The organism is Streptomyces acidicola, from assembly GCF_009377235.1.
Taxonomy (GTDB): domain Bacteria; phylum Actinomycetota; class Actinomycetes; order Streptomycetales; family Streptomycetaceae; genus Streptomyces; species Streptomyces acidicola.
Genome location: NZ_VMNX01000042.1, coordinates 1 through 21,787, shown reverse-complemented (window position 1 = coordinate 21,787; position 21,787 = coordinate 1). Strand labels below are relative to the sequence as shown.

Annotated in this window: 16 protein-coding genes; 7 read left to right on the top strand and 9 right to left on the bottom strand. The window is 69.3% G+C overall.

The features are described 5' to 3' along the window. Positions 1 to 29: 29 nt before the first annotated feature. Together fomD and FPZ41_RS14295 are read left to right on the top strand one after the other, a co-directional pair. On the top strand, positions 30 to 725 hold the full coding sequence (gene fomD, locus FPZ41_RS14300) for a cytidylyl-2-hydroxypropylphosphonate hydrolase (protein ID WP_152862610.1): 696 nt from the start codon (positions 30 to 32) through the stop codon (positions 723 to 725). A gap of 357 nt (positions 726 to 1,082) precedes the next feature. Next, positions 1,083 to 3,230, top strand: a complete 2,148-nt coding sequence (locus FPZ41_RS14295; protein ID WP_152862607.1) for an ATP-binding SpoIIE family protein phosphatase — start codon at positions 1,083 to 1,085, stop codon at positions 3,228 to 3,230. Positions 3,231 to 3,308: 78 nt separating this feature from the next. Here the strand turns inward: FPZ41_RS14295 and FPZ41_RS14290 are convergent, their stop codons facing one another. The 5 genes from FPZ41_RS14290 to FPZ41_RS14270 all read right to left on the bottom strand — a co-directional run bounded on the left by FPZ41_RS14290 (position 3,309) and on the right by FPZ41_RS14270 (position 9,989). Continuing rightward, the gene (locus FPZ41_RS14290; protein WP_152862605.1) at positions 3,309 to 4,076 is read right to left on the bottom strand and encodes a twin-arginine translocation signal domain-containing protein; all 768 of its coding nucleotides are present in this window, start codon (positions 4,074 to 4,076) and stop codon (positions 3,309 to 3,311) included. Next, complete coding sequence (locus FPZ41_RS14285) at positions 4,073 to 4,561, bottom strand: hypothetical protein (protein ID WP_152862603.1); 489 nt, start codon at positions 4,559 to 4,561, stop codon at positions 4,073 to 4,075. Before FPZ41_RS14285 ends, FPZ41_RS14290 begins: the two co-directional genes overlap by 4 nt. 13 nt (positions 4,562 to 4,574) lie before the next feature. Further along, positions 4,575 to 6,812, bottom strand: coding sequence for a glycoside hydrolase domain-containing protein (locus FPZ41_RS14280; RefSeq protein ID WP_322620216.1), 2,238 nt, complete (start codon positions 6,810 to 6,812; stop codon positions 4,575 to 4,577). Positions 6,813 to 6,954: 142 nt separating this feature from the next. Next, positions 6,955 to 7,359, bottom strand: a complete 405-nt coding sequence (locus FPZ41_RS14275; protein ID WP_194236086.1) for a DUF2690 domain-containing protein — start codon at positions 7,357 to 7,359, stop codon at positions 6,955 to 6,957. A gap of 275 nt (positions 7,360 to 7,634) precedes the next feature. Beyond that, positions 7,635 to 9,989 carry a transglycosylase domain-containing protein gene (locus FPZ41_RS14270; RefSeq protein WP_152862599.1) on the bottom strand — a complete coding sequence of 785 codons (2,355 nt, stop codon included), beginning with the start codon at positions 9,987 to 9,989 and terminating at the stop codon, positions 7,635 to 7,637. Positions 9,990 to 10,312: 323 nt separating this feature from the next. On the opposite strand from FPZ41_RS14270, the gene FPZ41_RS14265 reads away from it, so the two are divergent. The 5 genes from FPZ41_RS14265 to FPZ41_RS14245 all read left to right on the top strand — a co-directional run bounded on the left by FPZ41_RS14265 (position 10,313) and on the right by FPZ41_RS14245 (position 16,541). Then, the gene (locus FPZ41_RS14265; protein WP_131561683.1) at positions 10,313 to 10,837 is read left to right on the top strand and encodes a PadR family transcriptional regulator; all 525 of its coding nucleotides are present in this window, start codon (positions 10,313 to 10,315) and stop codon (positions 10,835 to 10,837) included. Beyond that, a complete protein-coding gene (locus FPZ41_RS14260) occupies positions 10,834 to 11,520 on the top strand; it encodes an ABC transporter ATP-binding protein (protein WP_152862597.1) in 687 nt (228 codons plus the stop codon). The genes FPZ41_RS14265 and FPZ41_RS14260 overlap by 4 nt, the downstream gene beginning before the upstream one ends. Further along, on the top strand, positions 11,517 to 13,865 hold the full coding sequence (locus tag FPZ41_RS14255; protein ID WP_152862595.1) for an FtsX-like permease family protein: 2,349 nt from the start codon (positions 11,517 to 11,519) through the stop codon (positions 13,863 to 13,865). Before FPZ41_RS14260 ends, FPZ41_RS14255 begins: the two co-directional genes overlap by 4 nt. Before the next feature lie 296 nt (positions 13,866 to 14,161). Further along, positions 14,162 to 15,940, top strand: coding sequence for a transposase (locus FPZ41_RS14250; RefSeq protein ID WP_322620222.1), 1,779 nt, complete (start codon positions 14,162 to 14,164; stop codon positions 15,938 to 15,940). Positions 15,941 to 16,007: 67 nt separating this feature from the next. Beyond that, entirely contained in the window at positions 16,008 to 16,541 is a 534-nt protein-coding gene (locus FPZ41_RS14245; RefSeq protein WP_152862593.1) for an alkyl hydroperoxide reductase, read from the top strand. 72 nt (positions 16,542 to 16,613) lie between these two features. Here FPZ41_RS14245 and FPZ41_RS14240 read toward each other — a convergent pair whose 3' ends face one another. The 4 genes from FPZ41_RS14240 to FPZ41_RS14225 all read right to left on the bottom strand — a co-directional run bounded on the left by FPZ41_RS14240 (position 16,614) and on the right by FPZ41_RS14225 (position 21,704). Beyond that, positions 16,614 to 17,999 (bottom strand): AI-2E family transporter, encoded by a 1,386-nt coding sequence (locus tag FPZ41_RS14240; protein ID WP_152862591.1) that lies wholly within the window; start codon positions 17,997 to 17,999, stop codon positions 16,614 to 16,616. Positions 18,000 to 18,155: 156 nt separating this feature from the next. Beyond that, positions 18,156 to 18,857 (bottom strand): aggregation-promoting factor C-terminal-like domain-containing protein, encoded by a 702-nt coding sequence (locus tag FPZ41_RS14235; RefSeq protein ID WP_456154441.1) that lies wholly within the window; start codon positions 18,855 to 18,857, stop codon positions 18,156 to 18,158. A gap of 420 nt (positions 18,858 to 19,277) precedes the next feature. After that, positions 19,278 to 20,603 carry a PhoH family protein gene (locus FPZ41_RS14230; protein WP_322620215.1) on the bottom strand — a complete coding sequence of 442 codons (1,326 nt, stop codon included), beginning with the start codon at positions 20,601 to 20,603 and terminating at the stop codon, positions 19,278 to 19,280. 327 nt (positions 20,604 to 20,930) lie between these two features. After that, on the bottom strand, positions 20,931 to 21,704 hold the full coding sequence (locus FPZ41_RS14225) for an isoprenyl transferase (RefSeq protein WP_322620214.1): 774 nt from the start codon (positions 21,702 to 21,704) through the stop codon (positions 20,931 to 20,933). Positions 21,705 to 21,787 lie beyond the last annotated feature (83 nt).

The following is a 21,787-nucleotide window of genomic DNA, read 5'->3' as shown; positions in this document are numbered from 1 at the left end:
CGTATGCCAGGGGCACCTAATATCTCTGCATGGCGGATGACGGAGCGGTGAGACGAGTGGACAAGCGCGAGTCTGCGCCGGGGCACTGGGCGCCAGGGAGTCAGATCCTGTGGCGGTACCGGGAGAACGCCGGCGAGCACTTCCACATCGTGCGCCCCGTCACCGTCGTACGGAATGACGCCGAGTTGCTCGCCGTGTGGCTGGCGCCGGGCACCGAGTGCGTCCGTCCCGTGCTCGCCGACGGCACCCCCGTGCACGTCGAGCCGCTTCAGACCCGCTACACCAAGCCGCGGACCGTACAGCGGGACCGCTGGTTCGGTACGGGTGTGCTGAAGCTGGCCCGGCCCGGCGAGCCGTGGTCGGTGTGGCTGTTCTGGGAGCCGGGCTGGCAGTTCAAGAACTGGTACGTGAACCTGGAGGAGCCGGGGACGCGTTGGGACGGCGGTGTGGACTCCCGGGACCACTTCCTCGACATCTCGGTACGTCCGGACCGCAGTTGGCTCTGGCACGACGAGGACGAGTTCGCGCAGGCCCAGCGGGACGGGCTGATGGACGCTCAACTGGCCGAGCGGGTACGCGAGGCGGGACGTGCGGCCGTGAAGGTGATCCAGGACTGGGGACCCCCCTTCTCGGAAGGGTGGCAGCACTGGCGCCCGAATCACGAATGGGGCGTACCCTCCCTTCCGGACGACTGGGACCGCACTCCGGCGCACGCGTCGCCATGAGACCCTTGAAACGCCCCCGGTCCACAACCGTAGGATCGTCCTCCGCAAAGGATTTCATGGGGGCAACTCCCGCAGGACACACAGTGCTTGACCGAACGTCACCGAGGGGCGGCAGGACGTGACCAAGGGGTACGAGGGCTACACCGGTACGGGCCGGAGACGGCCGGTCGGGCCGTCCGCGCGGCCAGTGCTGTGGTCGACCGGGTCGGCCGATACCGCCTGTGGCACAGGAACTGCCTCTGGCCACGCGGGAATTCCGTTCCCGGGACACCTATTCCGGGTATCGGGCTTCCTGCGGGAGGAAACAACGGGTTTGCTGTGTGCCGGACCCCACGCACGGCGCACAGCCCCGCACGGATGGATTCGACACGCGTGACGGAGCACCCCACCTCCCACGAGCGCCCCCAGTCGGGCGCGAGCCCCGCGGATCCCCGCGGGGCGCTCCTGCGTACCCCGGAGGCGCTGCCGATGCCGGCCACCGAACCGCTCCAGATGCCGCCCTCCGCCGCTTTACCCGCTCAGGCGCGCACGGGCGACGCACCCTCCGAACCGGGTACACCCTGCGCGAAGAACTCCCAGGGCGCCTCCTCCGGCCAGGGCGCCCCCGCGACCGGCGACACCTCCGCGACCAGCGGTCCGGAGCACTCGCAGCCCGCGGCCAGCGAGCCCGACCCGCACCGCCCGCGTCCCGTTCCGGAGGGCATCCCGGCCCAGCCGGGCGCCGAGCAGCTCTCGGGCTCGGTGGACGGCCAGGAGCGGCGCCGGGGCCAGGGGCTGCCGCCGGGCAGTCCCATGCCGATGCGCCGGGACGGGGACCGGCTGCGGTTCGTGGGCGCGGCGACGCGGCGGATCGCCCGGGGCATCGACCTGGACGAGATCGTGATGGGTCTGTGCCGGGCCACCGTGCCGACGTTCTCGGACGCGATCCTGGTCTACCTGCGCGAGCCGCTGCCCGTCGGCGACGAGCGGCCGGTGGGCCCGCTGGTGCTGCGGCTGCGCCGTACCGACCGGATCCCGGCGGAGCGCGACACCGAGAACGGCTTCATGCCCGCGGTCCAGCCGGAGCCCGCCGACCTGTCGGCGGTCACGGCGGAGCTGTGCGAGGTACGGCCCGGTGGCGCGCTCGCCGAGGTGCTCCGCGGGGTACGGCCGGTGTTCGCGGACGCGCCCGCGGCCCGGGACGCCCTTCCCGAACTCATCGGTGAGGACAGCCCGTTCGCGGTGCCCACGGGCCAGCGCGCCATCCTGGCGCCGCTGCGCGGCCGCCGCCGGGTGATCGGCGCGGCCCTGTTCCTGCGCCGCCCGGAGCGCATGGCGTTCGAGCAGGACGACCTGCTGGTCGCCGCCCAGCTCGCCACGCACAGCGCGCTCGGCATCGACAAGGCGGTGCTGTACGGCCGCGAGGCGTACATCGCGGACGAGTTGCAGCGCACGATGCTGCCCGAGACGCTGCCGCGCCCCACCGGCGTACGGCTGGCGCACCGCTATCTGCCGGCCGCCGAGACCGCACGCGTCGGCGGCGACTGGTACGACGCGATCCCGCTGCCCGGCAGCCGGGTCGCCCTGGTCGTGGGCGACGTCATGGGGCACTCCATGACCTCGGCCGCGATCATGGGCCAGCTGCGGACCACGGCGCAGACCCTGGCCGGGCTCGACCTGCCGCCGCAGGAGGTGCTGCACCACCTCGACGAGCAGGCCCAGCGGCTGGGCACCGACCGGATGGCGACCTGCCTGTACGCGGTGTACGACCCGGTCTCGCACCGGATCACCATCGCCAACGCCGGGCATCCGCCGCCGGTCCTGCTGCATCTGGGCGGCCGCGCCGAGGTGCTGCGGGTGCCGCCGGGCGCGCCGATCGGTGTGGGCGGTGTGGACTTCGAGGCGGTCGAGCTGGACGCGCCCGCCGGGGCCACGCTGCTCCTCTACACCGACGGTCTGGTCGAGTCGCGGCTGCGGGACGTGTGGACCGGGATAGAACAGCTGCGCGAGAAGCTCGCCGCCACCGCGCAGCTCACCGGCCCGGACCATCCGCCGCCGCTGGAGGCGCTGTGCGACGAGGTGCTCGACATGCTCGGCCCGGGCGACCGGGACGACGACATCGCGCTGCTCGCCGCCCGCTTCGACGGCATCGCGCCCAGTGACGTCGCGTACTGGTTCCTGGAACCGGAGGAGATGGCTCCGGGCCGGGCCCGGCGGCTGGCCCGGCACGCGCTGTCCCGCTGGGGTCTGGAGGAGTTGACCGATTCGGTGGAGCTGCTGATCAGCGAGGTGGTGACCAACGCGGTGCGGTACGCCTCCCGCCCGGTCACCCTCCGCCTGCTGCGCACCGATGTGCTCCGCTGCGAGGTCACCGACGACGTGCCCCAGCTGCCGCGGCTGCGGCAGGCTCGGGCCACGGACGAAGGGGGCCGCGGGCTCTACCTGGTCAACAAGATGGCCCGACGCTGGGGCGCGACCCGCCTGAGCACGGGCAAGGTGGTCTGGTTCGAGCTGAACCGGGCGTGAAGCGCACATGAGACGAGGGGTGGCCCCCTGGGGGCCACCCCTCGTCTCCGTTCGCGGACCGGGTCTTCGCTCCTCCTGCTACGCCGCCGCGCGCTGACGGTCCGCGAGTGTCCGGGCCGCCTTACGGCGCTTGGTGGACGTCACGTCCACGGGCGCACCGGCCCCGGCTCCGGGAGCCTGGCTCCACCTGTGGAGCTTGGCCGCGACCTGCGCGAGGCGCTCGTCGCCGGGCCCCACGTCGATGGAGAACAGCGACTCGTCCGGCTTGCGGTCGTCCCCGCCCCAGCGGACGACCCCGTCGAGTTCGGCGAGAATGTCCCGGATCACCAGCAGTTGCTGGGGGTAGAAGCCGCCGCGGGCACCGCTCGGGTAGTGCCCCGGCCGGATCTGCACGGCCGTGCCGGACGCCTGGTTGGACTCGGCCAGGCCCTTGCGGACCGTGCCCGGGGAGCGCCAGCCGACGACGTCGCCCTTGCGGAGTTCGTCGACCTCGTAGTGGAAACGGCGGACGACGTGTACGAGGACGGTCTCCACGTCTCCCAGGCGTACGGCGATGCCTTCGAGCGGGGTACCGGGGACGGGACGGGTGTGGATGGCACCGTCCTCGTCGGCCACCCGCTCCATCTCCCAGCCGTTGTGGGACGTCTTGCCCGTCAGCACTCGTCTGTTGCGTGCCTGAGCCCGTCGCACGGCCTCCCGCACCCGGGCGGGAGTCGGGTCCTTGTCGGCCGCGTACGCCGGGGAGGCGAGGAACTGGGAGGCGGGAAGGGAGGCCGCGATCGCGACACCGGTGATCGCTGCGGTACGGCCGAGGAACGTACGGCGTGTGGTGTGGTGAGCGTTCAACTGGAGGTCTCTTTTCTGAGGTCGTGTCTGGCCCGGAGCTCCGATACGAATCCCCCGGAGATCAGGAGCACGACGCCGGTCAGGGCCAGTCCCACCGCGGCGGGGTTGACATAACCAGGGACGGCGGCGGCGTACGTACCGACGCCTTCGACGTGGCAGCCGAGGCGCAACGGGACATAGGAGACGTCGTAGCGGTCGATGCCGGCCGCGTGCTGCTCGCCCACCGCCTCTCTGCACGCGTCGGTCGTCATGGTCTCGTCCAGCAGGAGGTGGACAGCCCCCCAGACGTACATGGCGAGGGCGGCGGCGCCGGCGAGGGCGGCGAGAGAGGGCAGGACGACCTCTGGACCCGACCCTCGCACGCCGTGCCGGCCGAGCCTGCCGAAGCCGTAGCCCGCGAGGCCGAACGCGGTGATGCCCCCCACCACGATGATCAGGAGCACAATGAGGGGGCTGGGCCCCGCGAAAGGATCGGATGCCGTCATCTCGCCGCCTTGCTCACGGGTTTCTAAGGATGCTGTTGTACTTCTCGAAGATCTGGTAGATGGCCATGCGCTTGCCCGCATGCTCCTCCGCCTCGGTTCCCCACCCCTGATAACGGCGCAGAACCTCGAAAATCTCCGACTCGGTGTAGTCGAGGCGCATGGAGCGCATGACGCTCTCGCCGCCCGGAGGGTTTATACCGCCCGGCTTGCCTCCCGCGTCCCACAGGTGGATCAGCGACACGGTCCGCACGCTGTAGGCGTTGTCCTGGTTGACCCTCTGCCACATCGTCCAGATGTCGGCGTCCTTGGTGGGTTCGAGCTTCGTGCCGGTCGCGTGGCCGTTGTCGATGCAGTAGTTCCAGGCGCGGATGCCGACGTTGCCGCTGATCTGGGCGATGCCGGTGGAGGAGTCCTTGACCGCGCCGACGCCGTTGAGGTGGTACGAGGCGACCTGGTGGTCCACAGCCTGGTCGATCAGGTCGTAGTGGCGCATCTCCCAGTAGGCGGAGGTCTGGATCAGCGCCTTGCGCATGTTGTACGTGTTCGACAGCTGGGTGATCAGCGCGTCGTGCGACATGATCGTCTCGAAGCACTGGGTGTGGGTGAAGAGCCTTGCGTCAGCGCCGGTGCCGCCGTCGTCCGCGTAGCCGATCGACCGCATGTACTTGCTCAGGTCGATACCCAGGGCGTTCAGATAGCTGCTGCCGAAGCCGACGTCCGGCACCTGTGTGCGCGGTTTGTTGAAGGAGTTCTGTCCGATGTCGCGGCCGGAGGCGATGTTGTTGTCGATCTCGATCGCCCCGTCGCCGGAGCCGACCCACTTGGTGACGATCTGGTCGTAGGCCCAGTCCGCCGGCAGCGGATATCCGAAGTTCCCGGAGAAGCCGGAGGACATGTCGGAGACGAACGAGGCTCCGGAGTGGCCGGCCTCACCGACCCGGGTGCACACGTTGCGCGGCCCGTACACGCCGATCGCGAACCGGATTCCGTCGTCCTCGACGGCGTCCTGGATGCCCTTGAAGTGGGGCAGGACGCTGTTGGTGACGTCCGAGTCCAGGGCGTCGAAGTCGACGGCGAAGAAGATGCGGGTGCCCGGCTTGAAGCCGTGGTCCAGGGCCGCGTTGATCGCGGCCTGCCCGGCCGCACGCCCCTGGGGGTAGCTGAAGTCGCCGGCGTCCCGGCCGAAGGTCTGGTAGATCGGGAAGCAGCGCAGTCCGGAGTCGGCGATGGTCTGCAGCTCACCGGGCTGGATCGCCTTGTGCTTCAGGTCGTCGCTCGGCGTCGGGTCCGGGTTGGTGAGGTAGCGTCCGACGTATTTGATGCCCTCCGCCTTCAGCGCCGCCGCACGCGCCGGGGTGATCAGGGTTACGCCGTCACATGCCTCGCCCTTGCGGGACTGGTCGCCGTAGGAGACGAGCAGAGAGGCCCAGGTCGAGAAGTCCCCCACGCCGGTCACGGGGAGAGCCACGAAGTTCTGGAAGTCCCGCACCGCGGACTGCGTGGCGGTGGTGAAGCCGCCGAACGACACCGGGCGTTTGTTGAGGATCATGCCGGCGGAGAACAGCAGGGCCCAGGTGCCGGCGTCCCCGACCGTCACGGTGTGGCTCTTCAGCCCGCTCTGGGTCCCCGGGCCGAACACGCCGTTCGCGGTGCCGTCGGCCATGCCGAGTTCGTACTGGATGGCGTAGAGCATGGACTTGGAGACGTCGCGGGAGTTGTGGCCGTCGCACGGGATGATGAAGAAGTCCTGGCGGTTCACGTAGCGGCCGTTCAGCCACCGCTGCACGCTGCGGATCGCGTCGGATCCCGAGTTGACGGTGATGTAGGCGTCCATGTTGAGCAGGCCCTTGAACACCTTCGGCGTCAGGTCGCTGCCCGGGAACGCGATGTCGACGCCCATGTCGGTCTTCAGCTTGGACATCCCGGCCTGGACGCGGGAGTTGTACGTCCCGTCGATGTCGCCGCCGTCGTAGCCCTTGCAGTACATGGCCGACTGGATGATGCGGCAGAAGTCCGCGGAGGGCACCGTCGACGCGTTCAGCTTGGGGTACTTCGACGTCAGCGTGGAGAGCGTGGTGGGCCCGAAGCTGTTGGAGAGTGAGGTGATGCCCAGCTCCCACTGGAGGGCGCGGGTCAGGGCGTACATGGTGTTCCAGCCGGTCTGACCGTTCTCCGTCACGGTCATGCCGATGCGGCTGCCGTAGACCTGGTTCACGAACTGCTGGGCCCGTCTGACCATTTCATCGGCCACGATGGTGTTCCCCCTTTTTTTGCCCCTTTTTGGGCAGACAGAATTCACCCACCGGCGCCTGCGTGGAATTACCCACTACAGGCACCGGTGGGCCAGGAATCGTGTTACGCGGTGATGGGAACTGCTGCCGGAATACCGGCGACTACCACTTCGTGCTGCACTTCAGCGGGTAGAGATCCGCGTCGAACCGGACACAGATGCGGTAGTAGTACTGCGAGCCGCCGAGCATGTTCGACCAGTCGGACTGGCCATAGGGGGGCGTGTCGACCCGGAGGGACTTCAGGAGGTTCCCGCTGGCGTCGTACTTCTCGATCGTCGCGTAGGAGGCGTACTGGGACGGGTTCGCGTTGTTGGTGACGCGCACCCAGCCCGCGGTGCAGTCTGCCGACCAGCGCAATTCGGCGACACGGCTGTTGTTGTTGACGGACCGCATCGTGGTGACGTCGCCGTCGCAGCCGTAGGTCACCGGGCCCTTGTTGTCGCAGCCCGAACCGGAACAGCCGGCGGCGTACGAGGTGCCGCTCAGAGGAATCATCGTGAGAGCCACCGCAGCAGCGGAAACCAGCGCAGCCTTGACTGCGTTTTTGCGGACCATGCCGCTCCCCCTTATTAAGGATTCAGACCACCGATCGCGGTGGATCGTGGCTGAGATTAACCTGCCGAGGGACGACCGTCCAGCACTTTTATAGGAGAAGCAAAAACACCACAAAGGGCATTTCGCCCCGCGATACCCGGAATTCGGGATTCCCCATGGGAGAGGGCTCCGAGACCAAGGGCGCGAAAAGGGCGCCCGGCGTGATTCCGGGCGCCCTTTTCTTTCTCTCACTGACTGTTTCGCGGATTGTCCGGATTCCCTGGCAACGAGATCTCGGGTGACGAGGTGGTGTCGTCCGGCGTCGGGCTCGTCGGTCCTCCCGTCGGTGTCCCCTCGGGAGTCGTCTCCGGAGTGCTCGGCGGAGCAGTCGTCGTCGGCTCCTCCGTGGTCGGCTCGTCCGACGGAGGCGTCGACGGTGTGTTGCTGGGCGTCGGCGGCTGGCTGGGCTCGACCGCCGCCCCCTGGTTGGTCTCCAGGTCGAACTTGGTGACCTCGCCCATCGCGCCGAAGGTGTACGCGGCCCAGATCTGCGCCGGGTAGCCACCGCCGTTGACTCGCCCCTTGCCCGGGAGGAGGCCCGTGGCGCCCTGCAGGCTGACCTGGGCGCTGTTCTTGGAGCTCTCACCGAACAGGCCGACCGAGGTGACCAGGTTCGGGGTGTAGCCGGTGAACCAGGCGGACCTGTTGAAGTCCGAGGTACCGGTCTTGCCGGCGACCTGCTGGCCGTCGCGGTCCGGGTTGTCCCGCACCGACGTACGGGCCGTACCGTCGTCGACCACGCCGGTGAGCACCGAGGTGACGGTGTCGGCGGCCTCGCGGCTGATGACCTGGTCGCCGATCGGGTCCGGGAACTCGACCGTGCGGTCCTTGTGTTTGGCCGAGGCGACGAGGGCGGGGGTGACCTTCTTGCCGTGGTTGTCGAGGGTGGCGTAGACGCCGGCCATCTGCAGCGGGCTCGCGCCCATGGTGCCGAGGGTCTGGGCGGGCACCGCCTGCTCTTTCTCGACGTCCATGCCGAGATCGCCCGCGACCTTCATGACCTCGTCCATACCGACGTCGACGCCCATCTGCGCGAAGACGGAGTTGATGGACTTGTTCATGGCGGTCTGGACGGTGACGTCGCCGTAGTCGACGTCGTCCTCGTTCGGCGGGGCGAACCCGACCTTGTTGCCGTTGCCGTCCACGACCGGCCGCTTGCTGGTGCCGTCGTAGATCGTCCTCGCGGTGATCGGGTCGCCGTTCTCGTTCTCGGCGCCCTCCGCGACGGCGGCGGCGAGGATCAGCGGCTTGAAGGTGGAGGCGGGCTGGTAGTCGGCGCGCGTGGCGTTGTTCGTGAAGTGCTTGGTGTAGTCCACGCCGCCGTACATCGCGAGGACCTTGCCCGTCTTCGGGTCGACGGACGCGGCACCGGCCTGGACGTCGCCGTCGACGGCCCGCTTCTTCGGGTCCAGCTTGCTGGTGAGGGTGTCCTTGACGGACTTCTCCAGCTGGTCCTGCTTCTTCTTGTCGATGTTCAGCGTGATGGTCCAGCCGCCCGCGTCGACCAGCGCCCTGGCGTCGTCCATGTCACTGGCCGAGCCGTCGTCGACGAGCTGCTTCGCCAGCGCGGTGTTGGCCGCCTGGACCAGGTACCCGGTCTGGCCGCTCAGCCCGGGCGCGCCCTGGGGCTTCTTCGGCACGGGGAACTTCATGGCGTCGCGCTCGGCGGCACTCAGCCAGCCTTCCCCGACCATGTTGTTGAGGACGTAGTCCCAGCGCTGCTTGACCAGCTTCTTGCTGGTGTCGCTGGCCACCGCCCAGTCGTACTGGCTGGGAGCCTGGAGCAGTGCGGCGAGGTAGGCGCCCTCGGCGACGCTGAGCTCGCCGGCGTCCTTTTGGTAGTACGCCTGGGCGGCGGCCTGGATGCCGTAGGCGCCGCGACCGTAGTAGCTGGTGTTGATGTAGCCCGCGAGGATGTAGTCCTTGGACTCCGTACGGTCCACCTTGAGCGAGATCACGAGCTCTTTGAGCTTGCGGGTGATCGTCTGGTCCTGGCTGAGGTAGTAGTTCTTGACGTACTGCTGGGTGATCGTCGAACCACCCTGCTTGCCCCTGCCGGACAGCGTGTTGATCAGACCGCGGGCCGTGCCCTTGAGGTCGACGCCGGCGTCCTTGTAGAAGGACTTGTTCTCGGCGGCGACGAACGTGTACTGGACGCCCTTGGGGACCTGGTCGAGGTCGACGATCTCGCGGTTGACGTCACCGGCGCGGGCGAGGGGCTTGCCGTCGGAGTACTTGTAGACGTTGCTCTGCTCCTGCGCGAGGGCGTTGCCCTTCGGGACGTCGATGAGCAGGTAGAGCACGATGAAGGCGCCCATGCCGAGCAGGCAGAGGCCGAAGAAGGCGCCGAGGATCTTCTTCCAGGTGAAGAAGCGGCGAATGCCGCCGTTTCCGGAGGCCCTGGAGGCGGCCGCCCTCCTGGCCGCTCTCGGCCCCGCGGTGGCGGTACCGACAGGGCCGGAGCCGATCACTCCGGACGAGGGCCTGGGCGCCGCGCGGTGGCCGCCGCGCTGTCGCGCTCGTCTCTCTTCCGCTCGTCCCATGGGCCGATCCGCTCCGCTTCCGTCTCGTGTTCCTTCTCGCACGCCACACGCGTGTGTGCCGCCGGTCGGCCTAGCAAGCTAACACCGCGCCCTATGACAAAGGACCGCCGATCCCGGCTTTTCGGGACGTGACAATCAGCACGCACCCCTGGAATCGACGCGTCAGCAGGCCGGAAGGTTGCCCCAGCAGGCCCGCGGGCACCGACAGGCGCGGTAGCAGAACCGTGACAATCGCCCGTGACCTGCGGCACTGACGCCCCTGATCGTCGGCTATACACACTGGGTATACGTCGTGTGTATACGCCGCATGTACAGTGCTCCGCATGTCCATCGGTCACACACTCCTGGGACTCCTGGAGTCCGGGCCCCGACACGGTTACGACCTGAAGCGGGCCTTCGACGAGAAGTTCGGTCACGACCGGCCGCTGCACTACGGCCAGGTCTACTCGACGATGTCCCGGCTGCTGAAGAACGGTCTCGTCGAGGTCGAGGGCGTCGAACCGGGCGACGGCCCCGAGCGGAAGCGGTACGCGATCACCGAGGCCGGCATCACCGATGTCCGGCGGTGGCTCGCGACGCCCGAGAAGCCCGAGCCGTACCTCCAGTCGGTCCTCTACACCAAGGTCGTCCTGGCCCTGCTCACCCACCGGAACGCGGCCGAGATCCTCGACACGCAGCGCTCCGAGCACCTGCGCATGATGCGCATCCTCACCGACCGCAAACGCAAGGGCGACCTGGCGGACCAGTTGATCTGTGACCACGCCCTGTTCCACCTGGAGGCCGACTTGCGCTGGCTCGAACTCACCGCCGCCCGTCTCGACAAGCTCGCCCAGGCGGTGACCCGATGACGCCCACCGGCTCCCTGCTCGTCGCGACCGACCTGCGCAAGGCCTACGGTCCGACCACGGCCCTCGACGGCGCCGGGTTCTCCATCCACCCCGGTGAGGTCGTCGCTGTGATGGGCCCCTCCGGCTCCGGCAAGTCGACGCTGCTGCACTGCCTCGCCGGGATCGTGACGCCCGACTCCGGGTCGATCACGTACAACGGCCGCGAGATGGCCACCATGAACGACACCGAGCGCAGCGCGCTGCGGCGCAGCGAGTTCGGGTTCGTCTTCCAGTTCGGCCAGCTGGTGCCCGAGCTGACCTGCGTCGAGAACGTCGCCCTGCCGCTGCGGCTGAACGGGACCTCCCGCAAGGAGGCCGAGCGCACCGCTCTGTCCTGGATGGAGCGCCTGGAGGTCGACGACCTCAAGGGCAAGCGGCCCGGTGAGGTCTCCGGCGGTCAGGGGCAGCGGGTCGCCGTGGCCCGCGCGCTGGTGACGAGCCCGCGTGTCCTGTTCGCCGACGAGCCGACCGGCGCCCTCGACTCGCTCAACGGCGAGCGCGTCATGGAACTGCTCACGGACGCCGCCCGGTCCACCAACGCGGCCGTCGTCCTGGTCACGCACGAGGCGCGGGTCGCCGCCTACTCGGACCGGGAGATCGTCGTACGGGACGGGAAGTCGCGGGACATGGAGCGGGCCGTATGAGTGCAGGTCAGTGGCCCCGCGACCTGGCGATGGGTGTCAGGTTCGCCTTCACCGGGGGCCGCGAGGGGTGGGTGCGCGCCGCGCTCACCGCGGTCGGGGTCGGTCTGGGCGTGGCGCTGCTGCTGCTCACCTCGGCGATACCGAACGCCCTGGCCGCGCGGGACGACCGGGACGACGCCCGGGACGACATCGGCCTCGTCCTCCACGAGGAGACCGTCACCGCCAAGCCGTCGGACAAGAGCCTCGTCGTCGCCAACGTCGACACCGACTACCGCAACCAGGGCGTCCGCGGGCGGCTGCTGGAGCCCGAGGGGCAGCGGGCGCCGCTGCCACCGGGGGTGGACGAGTTCCCCGCGCCGGGCGAGATGGTCGTCTCCCCCGCGCTCGCCGAGCTGCTGAAGTCGGACGACGGGAAGCTGCTGAAGGACCGGCTGCCGTACCGCGTCGTCGGCACCATCGGTGAGCCCGGGCTGATCGGCTCGCGTGAACTCGCCTACTTCGCGGGCGCCGACGGGCTCGCGGAACGGATCGACGGCACGTCCGCGGGCCGCATCGAGCGCTTCGGAGCGGTGACGGACCAGTCCGGCGGGGAGGAGATGGACCCCGTCCTGGTGCTGCTCACCCTGGTCGTCCTCGTGGTGCTGCTGATGCCGGTCGCCGTCTTCATCGCCACGGCCGTACGGTTCGGCGGCGAGCGACGTGACCGCAGGCTCGCGGCGCTCCGGCTGGTCGGAGCCGACGGCGGGATGACGCGCCGGGTCGCGGCGGGCGAGGCGCTCGCGGGGGCCGTCCTGGGGCTTGCGTTCGGCTTTGTGTTCTTCCTGATCGGCCGCGAGATCGCCGGTTCGGTCGAGGTGTTCCGGTTCAGTGTGTTCCCGAGCTATCTGAATCCCTCCCCCGTGCTCGCCGCACTGGTCGCCGTCGCGGTCCCGGCGTCCGCCGTGCTCGTCACCCTGTTCGCGCTGCGCGGCGTCGTCATCGAACCGCTCGGCGTGGTCCGCACGGCCAAGCCGCCCCGGCGCAGGCTCTGGTGGCGGCTGCTGCTGCCGCTCGCCGGACTCGCGCTGCTCTACCCGATGATGGGCAAGGGCGCGGACAACGGGAACTTCAACGAGTACATGGTCACCGGCGGGGTCGTCCTCCTGCTCGTCGGTGTCACCGCCCTGCTGCCGTGGGCCGTCGAGGCGTTCGTCGCGCGCATGGGCTCCGGCTCGCTGTCCTGGCAACTGGCCGTCCGCAGGCTCCAGCTGAGCAGTGGCACGGCGGCCCGCATGGTCAACGGCATCGCGGTGGCGGTGGCCGGTGCGATCGCCCTGCAGATGCTGTTCGCCGGCGTCGAGGGCGCGTACACGAGGCCGACGGGCAAGGACACCGGCCGCGCCAATCTGGAGGTCGAGGTGGCGCACGGCGTCCCGGTGGCCGCCATCGGGGAGAAGCTCGACCGGACCGAGGGCGTACGCGACGTCGTGGCGGTCTCCAGGGGCTGGGTCGGCGAGAAGCGCTACGCCCCCGAGATGACGGCGGACGTCACCATCGGCGACTGCGCGGCCCTGCGGGAGATGGCGAAGCTCCCCTCCTGCCGTGACGGCGACGTCTTCGTGCTGGCGACCCCGGACGACACGGATTCGGCGAAGCTCGCCGAGCCCGGCCGCACGCTGTACTTCGACCCGTCCTACGACACCAGCCCGGGCAAGGAGATCGCCTGGACGGTACGGGGCGAGGTGAAGAAGGCCCAGACGCGCGAGGATTCACTCCGTGGGGACACGATGTGGGGCCTGCTGATCACGCCGTCCGCCCTGTCCGGCGAGGTCGCCCCCGCGCTCACGAGCTCCGCCTACGTGCGCCTCGACCCGTCGGTGCCGGACGCGACCGAACGGGTATGGAACACGGCGGCCGCCCTCGATCCGCTGGCGGACGTCTGGACCTGGACGGCGACCGAGCAGTCCGGCGAGTTCACCTCCATCCGCACGGGCCTGTTCATCGGTGCGACCTGTGTGCTCTTCCTCATCGGCGCGAGCCTGCTGGTCGCGCAGCTGGAGCAGCTGCGCGAGCGCAAGAAGCTGCTGTCGGCCCTGGTCGCCTTCGGCACCCGGCGCCGCACGCTGAGCCTGTCGGTGCTGTGGCAGACCGCGATCCCCATCGCGCTGGGCCTCACCCTCTCGGGCGCGCTGGGCCTGCTCCTGGGTGCGGTGCTGCTGAAGATGTCGGGCGCCCCTGTGACCGTGGCCTGGACGAGCGTGCTGTCGATGGCCGGCGTCGGCGCGGGTGTCGTGCTTGCGGTCACGCTGCTCAGCCTGCCGCCGCTGCTGCGGCTGATGCGGCCGGACGGGCTGCGCACGGAGTAGCCGTACACGGCTCCAGCCGTACGACGACGGGCCCCTTCCGTTTCGGAGGGGGCCCGTCGTGCGTGCTCACAGACTGTGGCTCTGCACCACCCGCCGTGCCTGGGCGAAGAGCATGCCCACGTTCACCGACTTACGGCAGACGACCACGGCCACGACGTCCTGCTGCTCGTTCAAGTGTCCGGGCTGCAGTCGGTGCGTAGGGAACGAAAGTTCTCTTGTCGAATGGGTGACCTTTGCGGGTGGTGGTCGTTGAGTGCGGTGACGGGTTCGGCGGGCCTGGAGGGGGGGTGACGGCGGTGGGCGGGCTGCGGGAGATTGCAGCGCCGTTCGTGGTGCCCGGTCCGTGCGGAGTCGCGATCCGTGACCGGCTCAAGCAGCTGACCGTAGACGACGAGAAGGTGCTGCGCCTGGTCGGTGACCATCTCGGCTCGTCGGCCTCCCGCGATCTGAAGGCCCGGTGCGCGGCCGGGCCGGACCACGACGGCGAGCGGTGGGCGGATCGCAAGCGGGTCCTGACCGGGCAATCGTCGTCCCGGTGGGCCGGGTCGATCACGAAGGCCAGTCACGACCAGTGGGGACTGGCCCGGCGTGCCCAGCTCGCTCACATCCAGGGCCTGGAAGCGGGGGTACGCACGGTCGCGCACCGGCTGTCCCTTCCTGTGGGAGAGAAGGGCAGCAAGCATGCCCCGGGCGGTTACCGCTCGCGGCGAGAGTGGCATGCCAAGTCCCGACGGTTACACGTCCTGGAAGACCGGCTGCAGGCGGCGCGGGCCGACTGGCAGGCCAGCACCGTGCACGTGGTACGCGGCGGCAAGCACCTGCTGACCACCCGCCACCACCTTGATACGGCCGGGCTCACCGAACAACAGTGGCGCGCCCGCTGGCAGGCCGGGCGTAGGTTCCTGCAGGCCGACGGGGAGTCCGGCAAGCGGTACGGCAACGAGACCATCCGCGTCACCCCCGACGGCGAGGTGAGCATCAAGCTCCCCGCGCCGCTGGCGTATCTGGCGCATGCCCCGCACGGCCGGTATGTCCTCACCGCCCGGGTGGCCTTCGCGCACCGGGGCGAGCAGTGGCGCGACCGCGTGGCCGCCAACCGGGCCGTCGCCTACCGCGTCCACGAAGACACCGTGCGCGGACGCTGGTACCTCACCGCTTCCTGGACCATCCCCCCGTCCTCCGCCGTGCCGCTTCAGGCCGCCCGCGTGAACGGGATGGTCGGCGTCGACACCAACGCCGACCACCTGGCCGCCTGGCGCCTCGACGAACACGGCAACCCGGTCGGCGAACCGCTGCGTTTTCGCTACGACCTTTCCGGCAGCGCCGACCACCGTGACGCCCAGGTCCGGCACGCGTTGATCCGGCCGCTGCACTGGGCCAAACGTCACCGTCTCGCGATCGCGGTGGAAGACCTCGACTTCACCACCGAGAAAACGCGGGAGAAGCACGGGCGACGGAAGAAGTTCCGCAGGCTGATCTCCGGCATGCCCACCTCCAAACTGCGCTCCCGGCTGGTCAGTATGGCGGCCGAACTCGGCGTCCCCCTCGTCGCCGTCGACCCCGCCTACACCTCCCGATGGGGTGCCCAGCACGGGAAGAACCCCCTCACCAGTACCAACAGGAAACCCACCCGTCACGATGCGGCGAGCATCGCGATCGGCAGGCGCGCCCTCGGGTACCCGATCCGGCTGGGGGCACCTCCCAGGCCCTTAAGGCACTGGGGGAGGACGGCACCGCCCCACGACGACCGGAGTGATCGGCGTGGGCATCGGACCGTCCAGGCCAGAACGGGCAGCCAAGGGCGTGAGGAAACCCGCCCCCGTATCCCCGGACCACGGACACGATCCGTGTCACCGGACACGGAGCGAAAGCGGGCGACCAGGACATCCAAAACCGTTCGGGATGTCCGCAGTGACCAGGCACGAGTCCAAGACTCACTCCTGCTCACTGATGAGGAACGGTGTAGATCTAGCAGCCGGGGAGCACGGCACGGCGGCACTCTCGCTACCTGCCGTTACCTGACGGAAGATGAAGCGTACGGCGCCCAATGGGTCTTTGTTCGGGTGCTCATTTGACCGAATGCGGGACCGTTTCGTACGCCGGTCCCGCACGCACGTACTGCTGACCGGATGGTGCCCCGACATGTCCCTCGACTCCCTCAAGTCCTCGCTACCGGACTACGCCAGGGACCTGCGCCTGAACCTGGGGTCGGTGATCGACGGCTCCGGCCTCACCCCGCAGCAGCTTTGGGGCACGGTGCTGGTGACGGCGATCGCGTCGCGCTCGCCGATCGTCCTGCGTGAGCTGGCGTTGGAAGCCCAGGCGCACTTGTCGCCGGAGGCGTACACGGCGGCCAAGTCCACCGCCGCGACGATGACGATGAACAACGTCTTCCACCGCACGCGTCATCTGCTGTCGGACCCCGAGTACGGCACGTTGCGGGCGGGGCTCCGCTCGAACGTCCTCGGCGACCCCGGTGTCGGCAAGGTCGACGTCGAGCTGTGGTCCTTGGCCGTGTCCGCCATCAACGGCTGCGGTGCGTGCCTCGACTCCCACGAGCGGGTACTCCGCAAGGCCGGTGTCGACCGCGAGAGCATCCAGGAGACCTTCAGGATCGCGTCGGTCGTCCAGGCGATCGGGGTGACCCTGGAGGCCGAGGCGGTCCTGGGCGAGTAGCGCACGGCCCACGCGTCGGGCACGCGCCGGGGCCGCTGACGAGCCGGTCCCTCAGCGGCCTTCGCTTCAACGTCACTTCTGTCCGCCGGCCGTACCGTCCGGTGGCGCCGACTCCCGTGCCGGGCCCGGGCCCACCACCGTGGCTCCCCGCGGCTGCGGCGCGTACCGGAGGGACGTCTCGCGGGAGTGGGCCCGCAGATAGCCCACGACCGTGTTGGTCACCGCCGCCAGTGGAACCGCGACCACCGCACCGCCGATGCCCGCGACCATGCCGCCGGCCGCGACGGACAGGACGACCGCCAGCGGGTGGACGCGGACCGCCCGGCCGAGGATGAACGGCTGGAGGATGTGGCCCTCGATCTGCTGGACGGCCAGCACGACCACCAGCGTCATGACGGCGGTGAAGACACCCTGCGTCACCAGCGCCACGACCACCGCCAGCGCGCCGGAGACCACGGCACCCACCAGCGGGATGAAGGCGAAGAGGAAGATGAAGACGGCCAGCGGGACCGCCATCGGGACGTCGAGGAAGTAGATGCCGAGGCCGATGAAGATCGCGTCGATCAGGGCCACTATCACCGTGCCGCGCACGTAGGCCGTCAGCGTCCGCCAGGCACGCGGGCCCGCTCCGGCCACCCCTGGACGCGCAGCCTCCGGCACCAGTTTCAGGGACCACTGCCAGATCCGCTCACCGTCGTAGAGCAGGAAGAGCGTGGAGAACATAGCCAGGAGGATGCCGGTCAGGGCCTCCACGATGACCGTCACGCCTTCCAGGCCCGCCGACGTGATCTCGTCCGTGTTGGAGCTGACCGCCTCGCGCAGGTTCCTGGCGATGTCGTTGATCTGGTCTTCGGTGACGTGGAAGGGGCTGTTGAGCAGCCAGCGGCGCAACTCGTCGATGCCGTCCTGGATCTGGTCGGAGAGGTTGTCGATGTTCTCCATGACCTGCCAGGTCACGAACCATCCGATCAGGCCCATGATGACGAACCCGAGGATCGCGGTGAGCGCCGTGGCCAGGCCGCGCGGCACACCGAGGCGGCACAGCCGGGAGACCGTCGGCTGCAGCAGGGCCGTGATGAGGAGTGCCGCGACGAACGCCAGCACCACCAGTTGGACGGCGCTGATGACCCGCATGAGGACCCAGAGGGTGCCCGCGAGGACGAGCAGCCGCCACCCGGCCTCGGCCGCGACCCGCATCCCCCAGGGAACGGCCTCGGCGGGATGGGTGCGGGCGGTGACGGCGGGTGCGTAGGAGGGCGGCGCCGGGACGTACCCGGCCGGCTGGGCCTCCGCCGCAGTGGGGTTCCCGGGGGACTCGCCGTTCGTGAAGTCCCTTGTGTCCAGCGGGTCGTCGGCGGCGTCCCGGGCCTCGGCCTCCGCGCGCCGGCGCTCCAGTTCCTGTCCCCAGCCGGTCAGTCCGGCGCCGAGCCGGTCGAACCACTCTGGCACTCGCGACATGATCCGCCCTCTTCCCCCGCTCCTCTTCCGCACCACCGCTCCCCCCGGCGTGGTCGACCTCGACCGTACATGGCCAAAGCCCCTCACCAAAGGACGGTGAGGGGCTCGTGGAGGTTGAGCGGCCGACGGGTTGTACCCCGAGGGCTTAAGCGCGGCTCAGTACCAGTTGTTGGCCTGCCAGAACGACCACGCCTCGCAGGGGCTGCCGTAGCGGGAGTCCATGTAGTTGAGGCCCCACTTGATCTGGGTGGCCGGGTTGGTCTGCCAGTCGGAACCGACGGACGACATCTTGGAGCCGGGCAGCGCCTGGAAGAGACCGTAGGCCCCCGAGGAGGGGTTGACGGCCTTGTAGTTCCAGGTGGACTCGTGGGTCACGATGTTGCTGAAGCAGGTCCACTGGTCGGCGGCCACCACCTGCTTGGCCATCGCCTGGACCTCGGCGACGGAGTAGCTCTTGCTCGCGCTGGCCGTAAGGGAGGAGACATCACGGGCCGCGGAACGGCTGGCGGCCTCCTTGGCCTTGCGCTCGGCCTCCGCCTTCGCGGCGGCCTCCTCCGCGGCCTTCTGCTTGGCGACCGCGTCCGCGGCAGCCTTCTTACGGGCCGTCTCCTCGGCGTCCTTCTTGGCGCTGGCGTCCGCGGCGATGGCCTGTGCGTCGGCCTGCTGCGCCAGGGACGCGGTCTGCACCTGGGCCTGCTGGCCCATCGGAATGTCCGAGAGGAGAGTCGCGTCGCTTGCTGTCGCCTCGGCGTCGTTGGTCTGAGCGACGCTGCCCGAGGCAACGCCGACGACACTTCCGACAGCGGTGACCGCGGTGGCCGAGGCCACTGCGAATCCCCGGACCGAAATCCGGCTCACACGGTTTCCTTCCAGCATCGCCCGCTTCGGTGACCCTGGCGGACGCAATCGTGCCCCTGGCACTGGCCTCCCCACTGCACGGTCACGGGAGGCACGGGCCCGGTGGGCAACTCCCTTGCGGGGAGCGCCGCGTGGTGAACTCGGGCGGCATACGACGACGCTATGGAATTAACCGTGGTGCTCTTGTTGTGCCGTACCGCTGGGGGTACCGGTGTGTCGTATGCGGGGCCTGACAGGAGTGAGACTCTGCCGCAACCCGGCACCGCAAGGCAATTCCGCCGTACGTGTGAAAGCTCACACCACCGTTTGCCCCAGGTGAATCCAGGAAAGCCGCACATGCCGAGCGCCGCCCAGCTAGGCTCATGGCCTTTGCTGGACGGCGCCAACCAATGAGTAACTACCTCAAGTTGAGCACTCCGGTCAGATCTGCCCGTCCTCCAGCATTTCGGTCACAAGGGCCGCGATCTGGGACCGCTCGGACCGGGTCAGCGTGACATGGGCGAAGAGCGGATGCCCCTTCAGCTTCTCGACGACGGCGACCACTCCGTCGTACCGGCCGACCCTCAGATTGTCCCGCTGGGCCACGTCATGAGTGAGAACCACGCGCGAATTCGCTCCAATCCGGGACAGAACGGTCAGCAGGACGTTCCGCTCCAGGGACTGGGCCTCGTCCACGATCACGAACGCGTCATGGAGGGAGCGGCCGCGAATGTGCGTGAGCGGCAGCACCTCCAGCATCCCGCGGGCGGTGACCTCCTCGATGACCTCGCGGGACGTGACCGCCGAGAGCGTGTCGAAGACCGCCTGCGCCCAGGGGCTCATCTTCTCGGCCTCGGTGCCCGGCAGATAGCCCAGCTCCTGCCCGCCCACCGCGTACAGCGGCCGGAAGACCATCACCTTCTGGTGCTGACGGCGCTCCAGCACGGCCTCCAGGCCCGCGCACAGCGCCAGCGCCGATTTGCCGGTGCCGGCCCTGCCGCCCATCGACACGATGCCCACGTCCGGGTCGAGCAGCAGGTCGAGCGCGATCCGCTGTTCGGCGCTGCGGCCCTTGATACCGAAGGCCTCCCGATCGCCGCGCACGAGGCGGATGTTGCCCTCGGGGGTCACCCGGCCGAGCGCCTTGCCGCGCTCGGACTGGATCGTCAGGCCCGTGTGCACGGGGAGTTCGGCGACCTCGGGGACGAATGCGTGCCCCTCCTCGAAGAGGATGTCCACCTGCTCGCCGGGCAGGGTCAGTTCGGACATTCCGGTCCAGCCGGAGGAGTCCGTGATGGCCAGTTCCGCGCGGTACTCCTCGGCGAGGAGGCCGACGGAGGACGCCTTGATTCTGAGCGGGAGGTCCTTCGACACGACGGTGACGTCGTACCCCTCGGCCTGCAGATTGCGGGCGACCGCGAGGATGCGGGAGTCATTGTCCCCCAGGCGGTAGCCGGTCGGCAGGACGCTGGGGTCCGAATGGTTGAGCTCGACACGGATCGTTCCGCCGAGGTCCCCGATCGGGATGGGGGCATCGAGACGGCCGTGCCTCACCCGGAAATCGTCCAGCAGACGGAGGGCCTGCCGGGCGAAGTAGCCGAGCTCGGGATGGTGCCGCTTGGCCTCCAGCTCTGTGACCACGACGATGGGGAGCACGACCTCGTGCTCGTCGAAGCGGTTCAGGGCGTTCGGGTCGGCCAGGAGGACGCTGGTGTCGAGAACGTAGGTGCGCCGGTCTGGCTTATGGCGCTTTGTGCTGGTCACCACGGAAGGACGTACCCCCTCGGATGAGGTCGGGGAGCGACGGAGAGGAACTGGACCGGTCGACGGCCGCGATGCACAGGCCGGTGACCGGCCCTCAAGCCTCTTCGTCCGTGCGGTGACCACACGGTCGGGCTGGTGCAAAGGGCCTCCCGGGCGGACGGCCCCGTGCCGCCCGCTGAGATCCGACACCCGTGGTTCGGGTGTCGACCTGACTGGCTTATGCCCTCGAACACGCGCCGCCATGCCATATGGCACGACGGCGCCCCGGTGAACTCCTCGTTACTTCCGCCCCGCTGGCGGCGTTGTGCACCTCACCCCGGAAGCGGAGGGTCAGCCTCCGTAACGCCGGTGTCGCGCGGCGTAGTCACGCACGGCACGCAGGAAGTCGACCTTGCGGAAGGCCGGCCAGAAGACGTCGCAGAAGTAGTACTCCGAATGGGCGGTCTGCCACAGCATGAATCCCGACAGGCGCTGCTCGCCGCTGGTGCGGATCACGAGGTCCGGGTCGGGCTGGTCGCCGGTGTAGAGGTGCCGGCCGATCATGTCGATGTCGACGGACTCGGCGAGTTCGTCCATCGAGGTGCCCTTGTCCTGGGCGTCGAGGAGCATCGAGCGCACGGCGTCGGCGATCTCCTGACGTCCGCCGTATCCGATGGCGCAGTTGACCGTTATCCCGTCGACGTGCGCGGTGGCCTCCTCGGCCTCCTTCAGGGTGGTCTGCATCGGCCCGGGCAGCAGGTCCGGGGTGCCCACGTGGTGCACACGCCAGCGGCCGTCGGCGGCGAGGGAGCGTACGACGTCCTCGATGATCCCGAGAAGCGGGCCGAGTTCTTCCTGCGGGCGGTCGAAGTTGTCCGTGGAAAGCAGCCAGAGGGTGACGACCTTGACGTCGGTCTCGGTGCACCAGCCGAGGAACTCACCGATCTTGTCCGCCCCGGCCCGGTGCCCCTGCGCCGCGGTGGAACCGGCCGCCTTCGCCCAGCGCCGGTTGCCGTCCATGATCACGCCGATGTGTTTGGGCACCTGGTCGTGGTCGAGGTGGCCTTCAACCCTGCGTGCGTAGACCCTGACCAGCAGGCCACGCAGTTTGTCGCGCAGGTACACGTGTACAGCCCCTCCGTAGCGGATCCGGTCCCCCTCGGCGAAGCCTACCGCCGCCGCGAGGGGCGGGGCCTAGGGGTGTCTGG

Coding starts and splice junctions, on each gene's coding strand:
- FPZ41_RS14245 (WP_152862593.1), top strand. CDS start 16,008: ATGTCCCTCGACTCCCTCAAGTCCTCGCTACCGGACTACGCCAGGGAC.
- FPZ41_RS14270 (WP_152862599.1), bottom strand. CDS start 9,989: ATGGGACGAGCGGAAGAGAGACGAGCGCGACAGCGCGGCGGCCACCGC.
- FPZ41_RS14295 (WP_152862607.1), top strand. CDS start 1,083: ATGGATTCGACACGCGTGACGGAGCACCCCACCTCCCACGAGCGCCCC.
- FPZ41_RS14260 (WP_152862597.1), top strand. CDS start 10,834: ATGACGCCCACCGGCTCCCTGCTCGTCGCGACCGACCTGCGCAAGGCC.
- FPZ41_RS14240 (WP_152862591.1), bottom strand. CDS start 17,999: ATGTCGCGAGTGCCAGAGTGGTTCGACCGGCTCGGCGCCGGACTGACC.
- FPZ41_RS14265 (WP_131561683.1), top strand. CDS start 10,313: ATGTCCATCGGTCACACACTCCTGGGACTCCTGGAGTCCGGGCCCCGA.
- FPZ41_RS14255 (WP_152862595.1), top strand. CDS start 11,517: ATGAGTGCAGGTCAGTGGCCCCGCGACCTGGCGATGGGTGTCAGGTTC.
- fomD (WP_152862610.1), top strand. CDS start 30: ATGGCGGATGACGGAGCGGTGAGACGAGTGGACAAGCGCGAGTCTGCG.
- FPZ41_RS14285 (WP_152862603.1), bottom strand. CDS start 4,561: ATGACGGCATCCGATCCTTTCGCGGGGCCCAGCCCCCTCATTGTGCTC.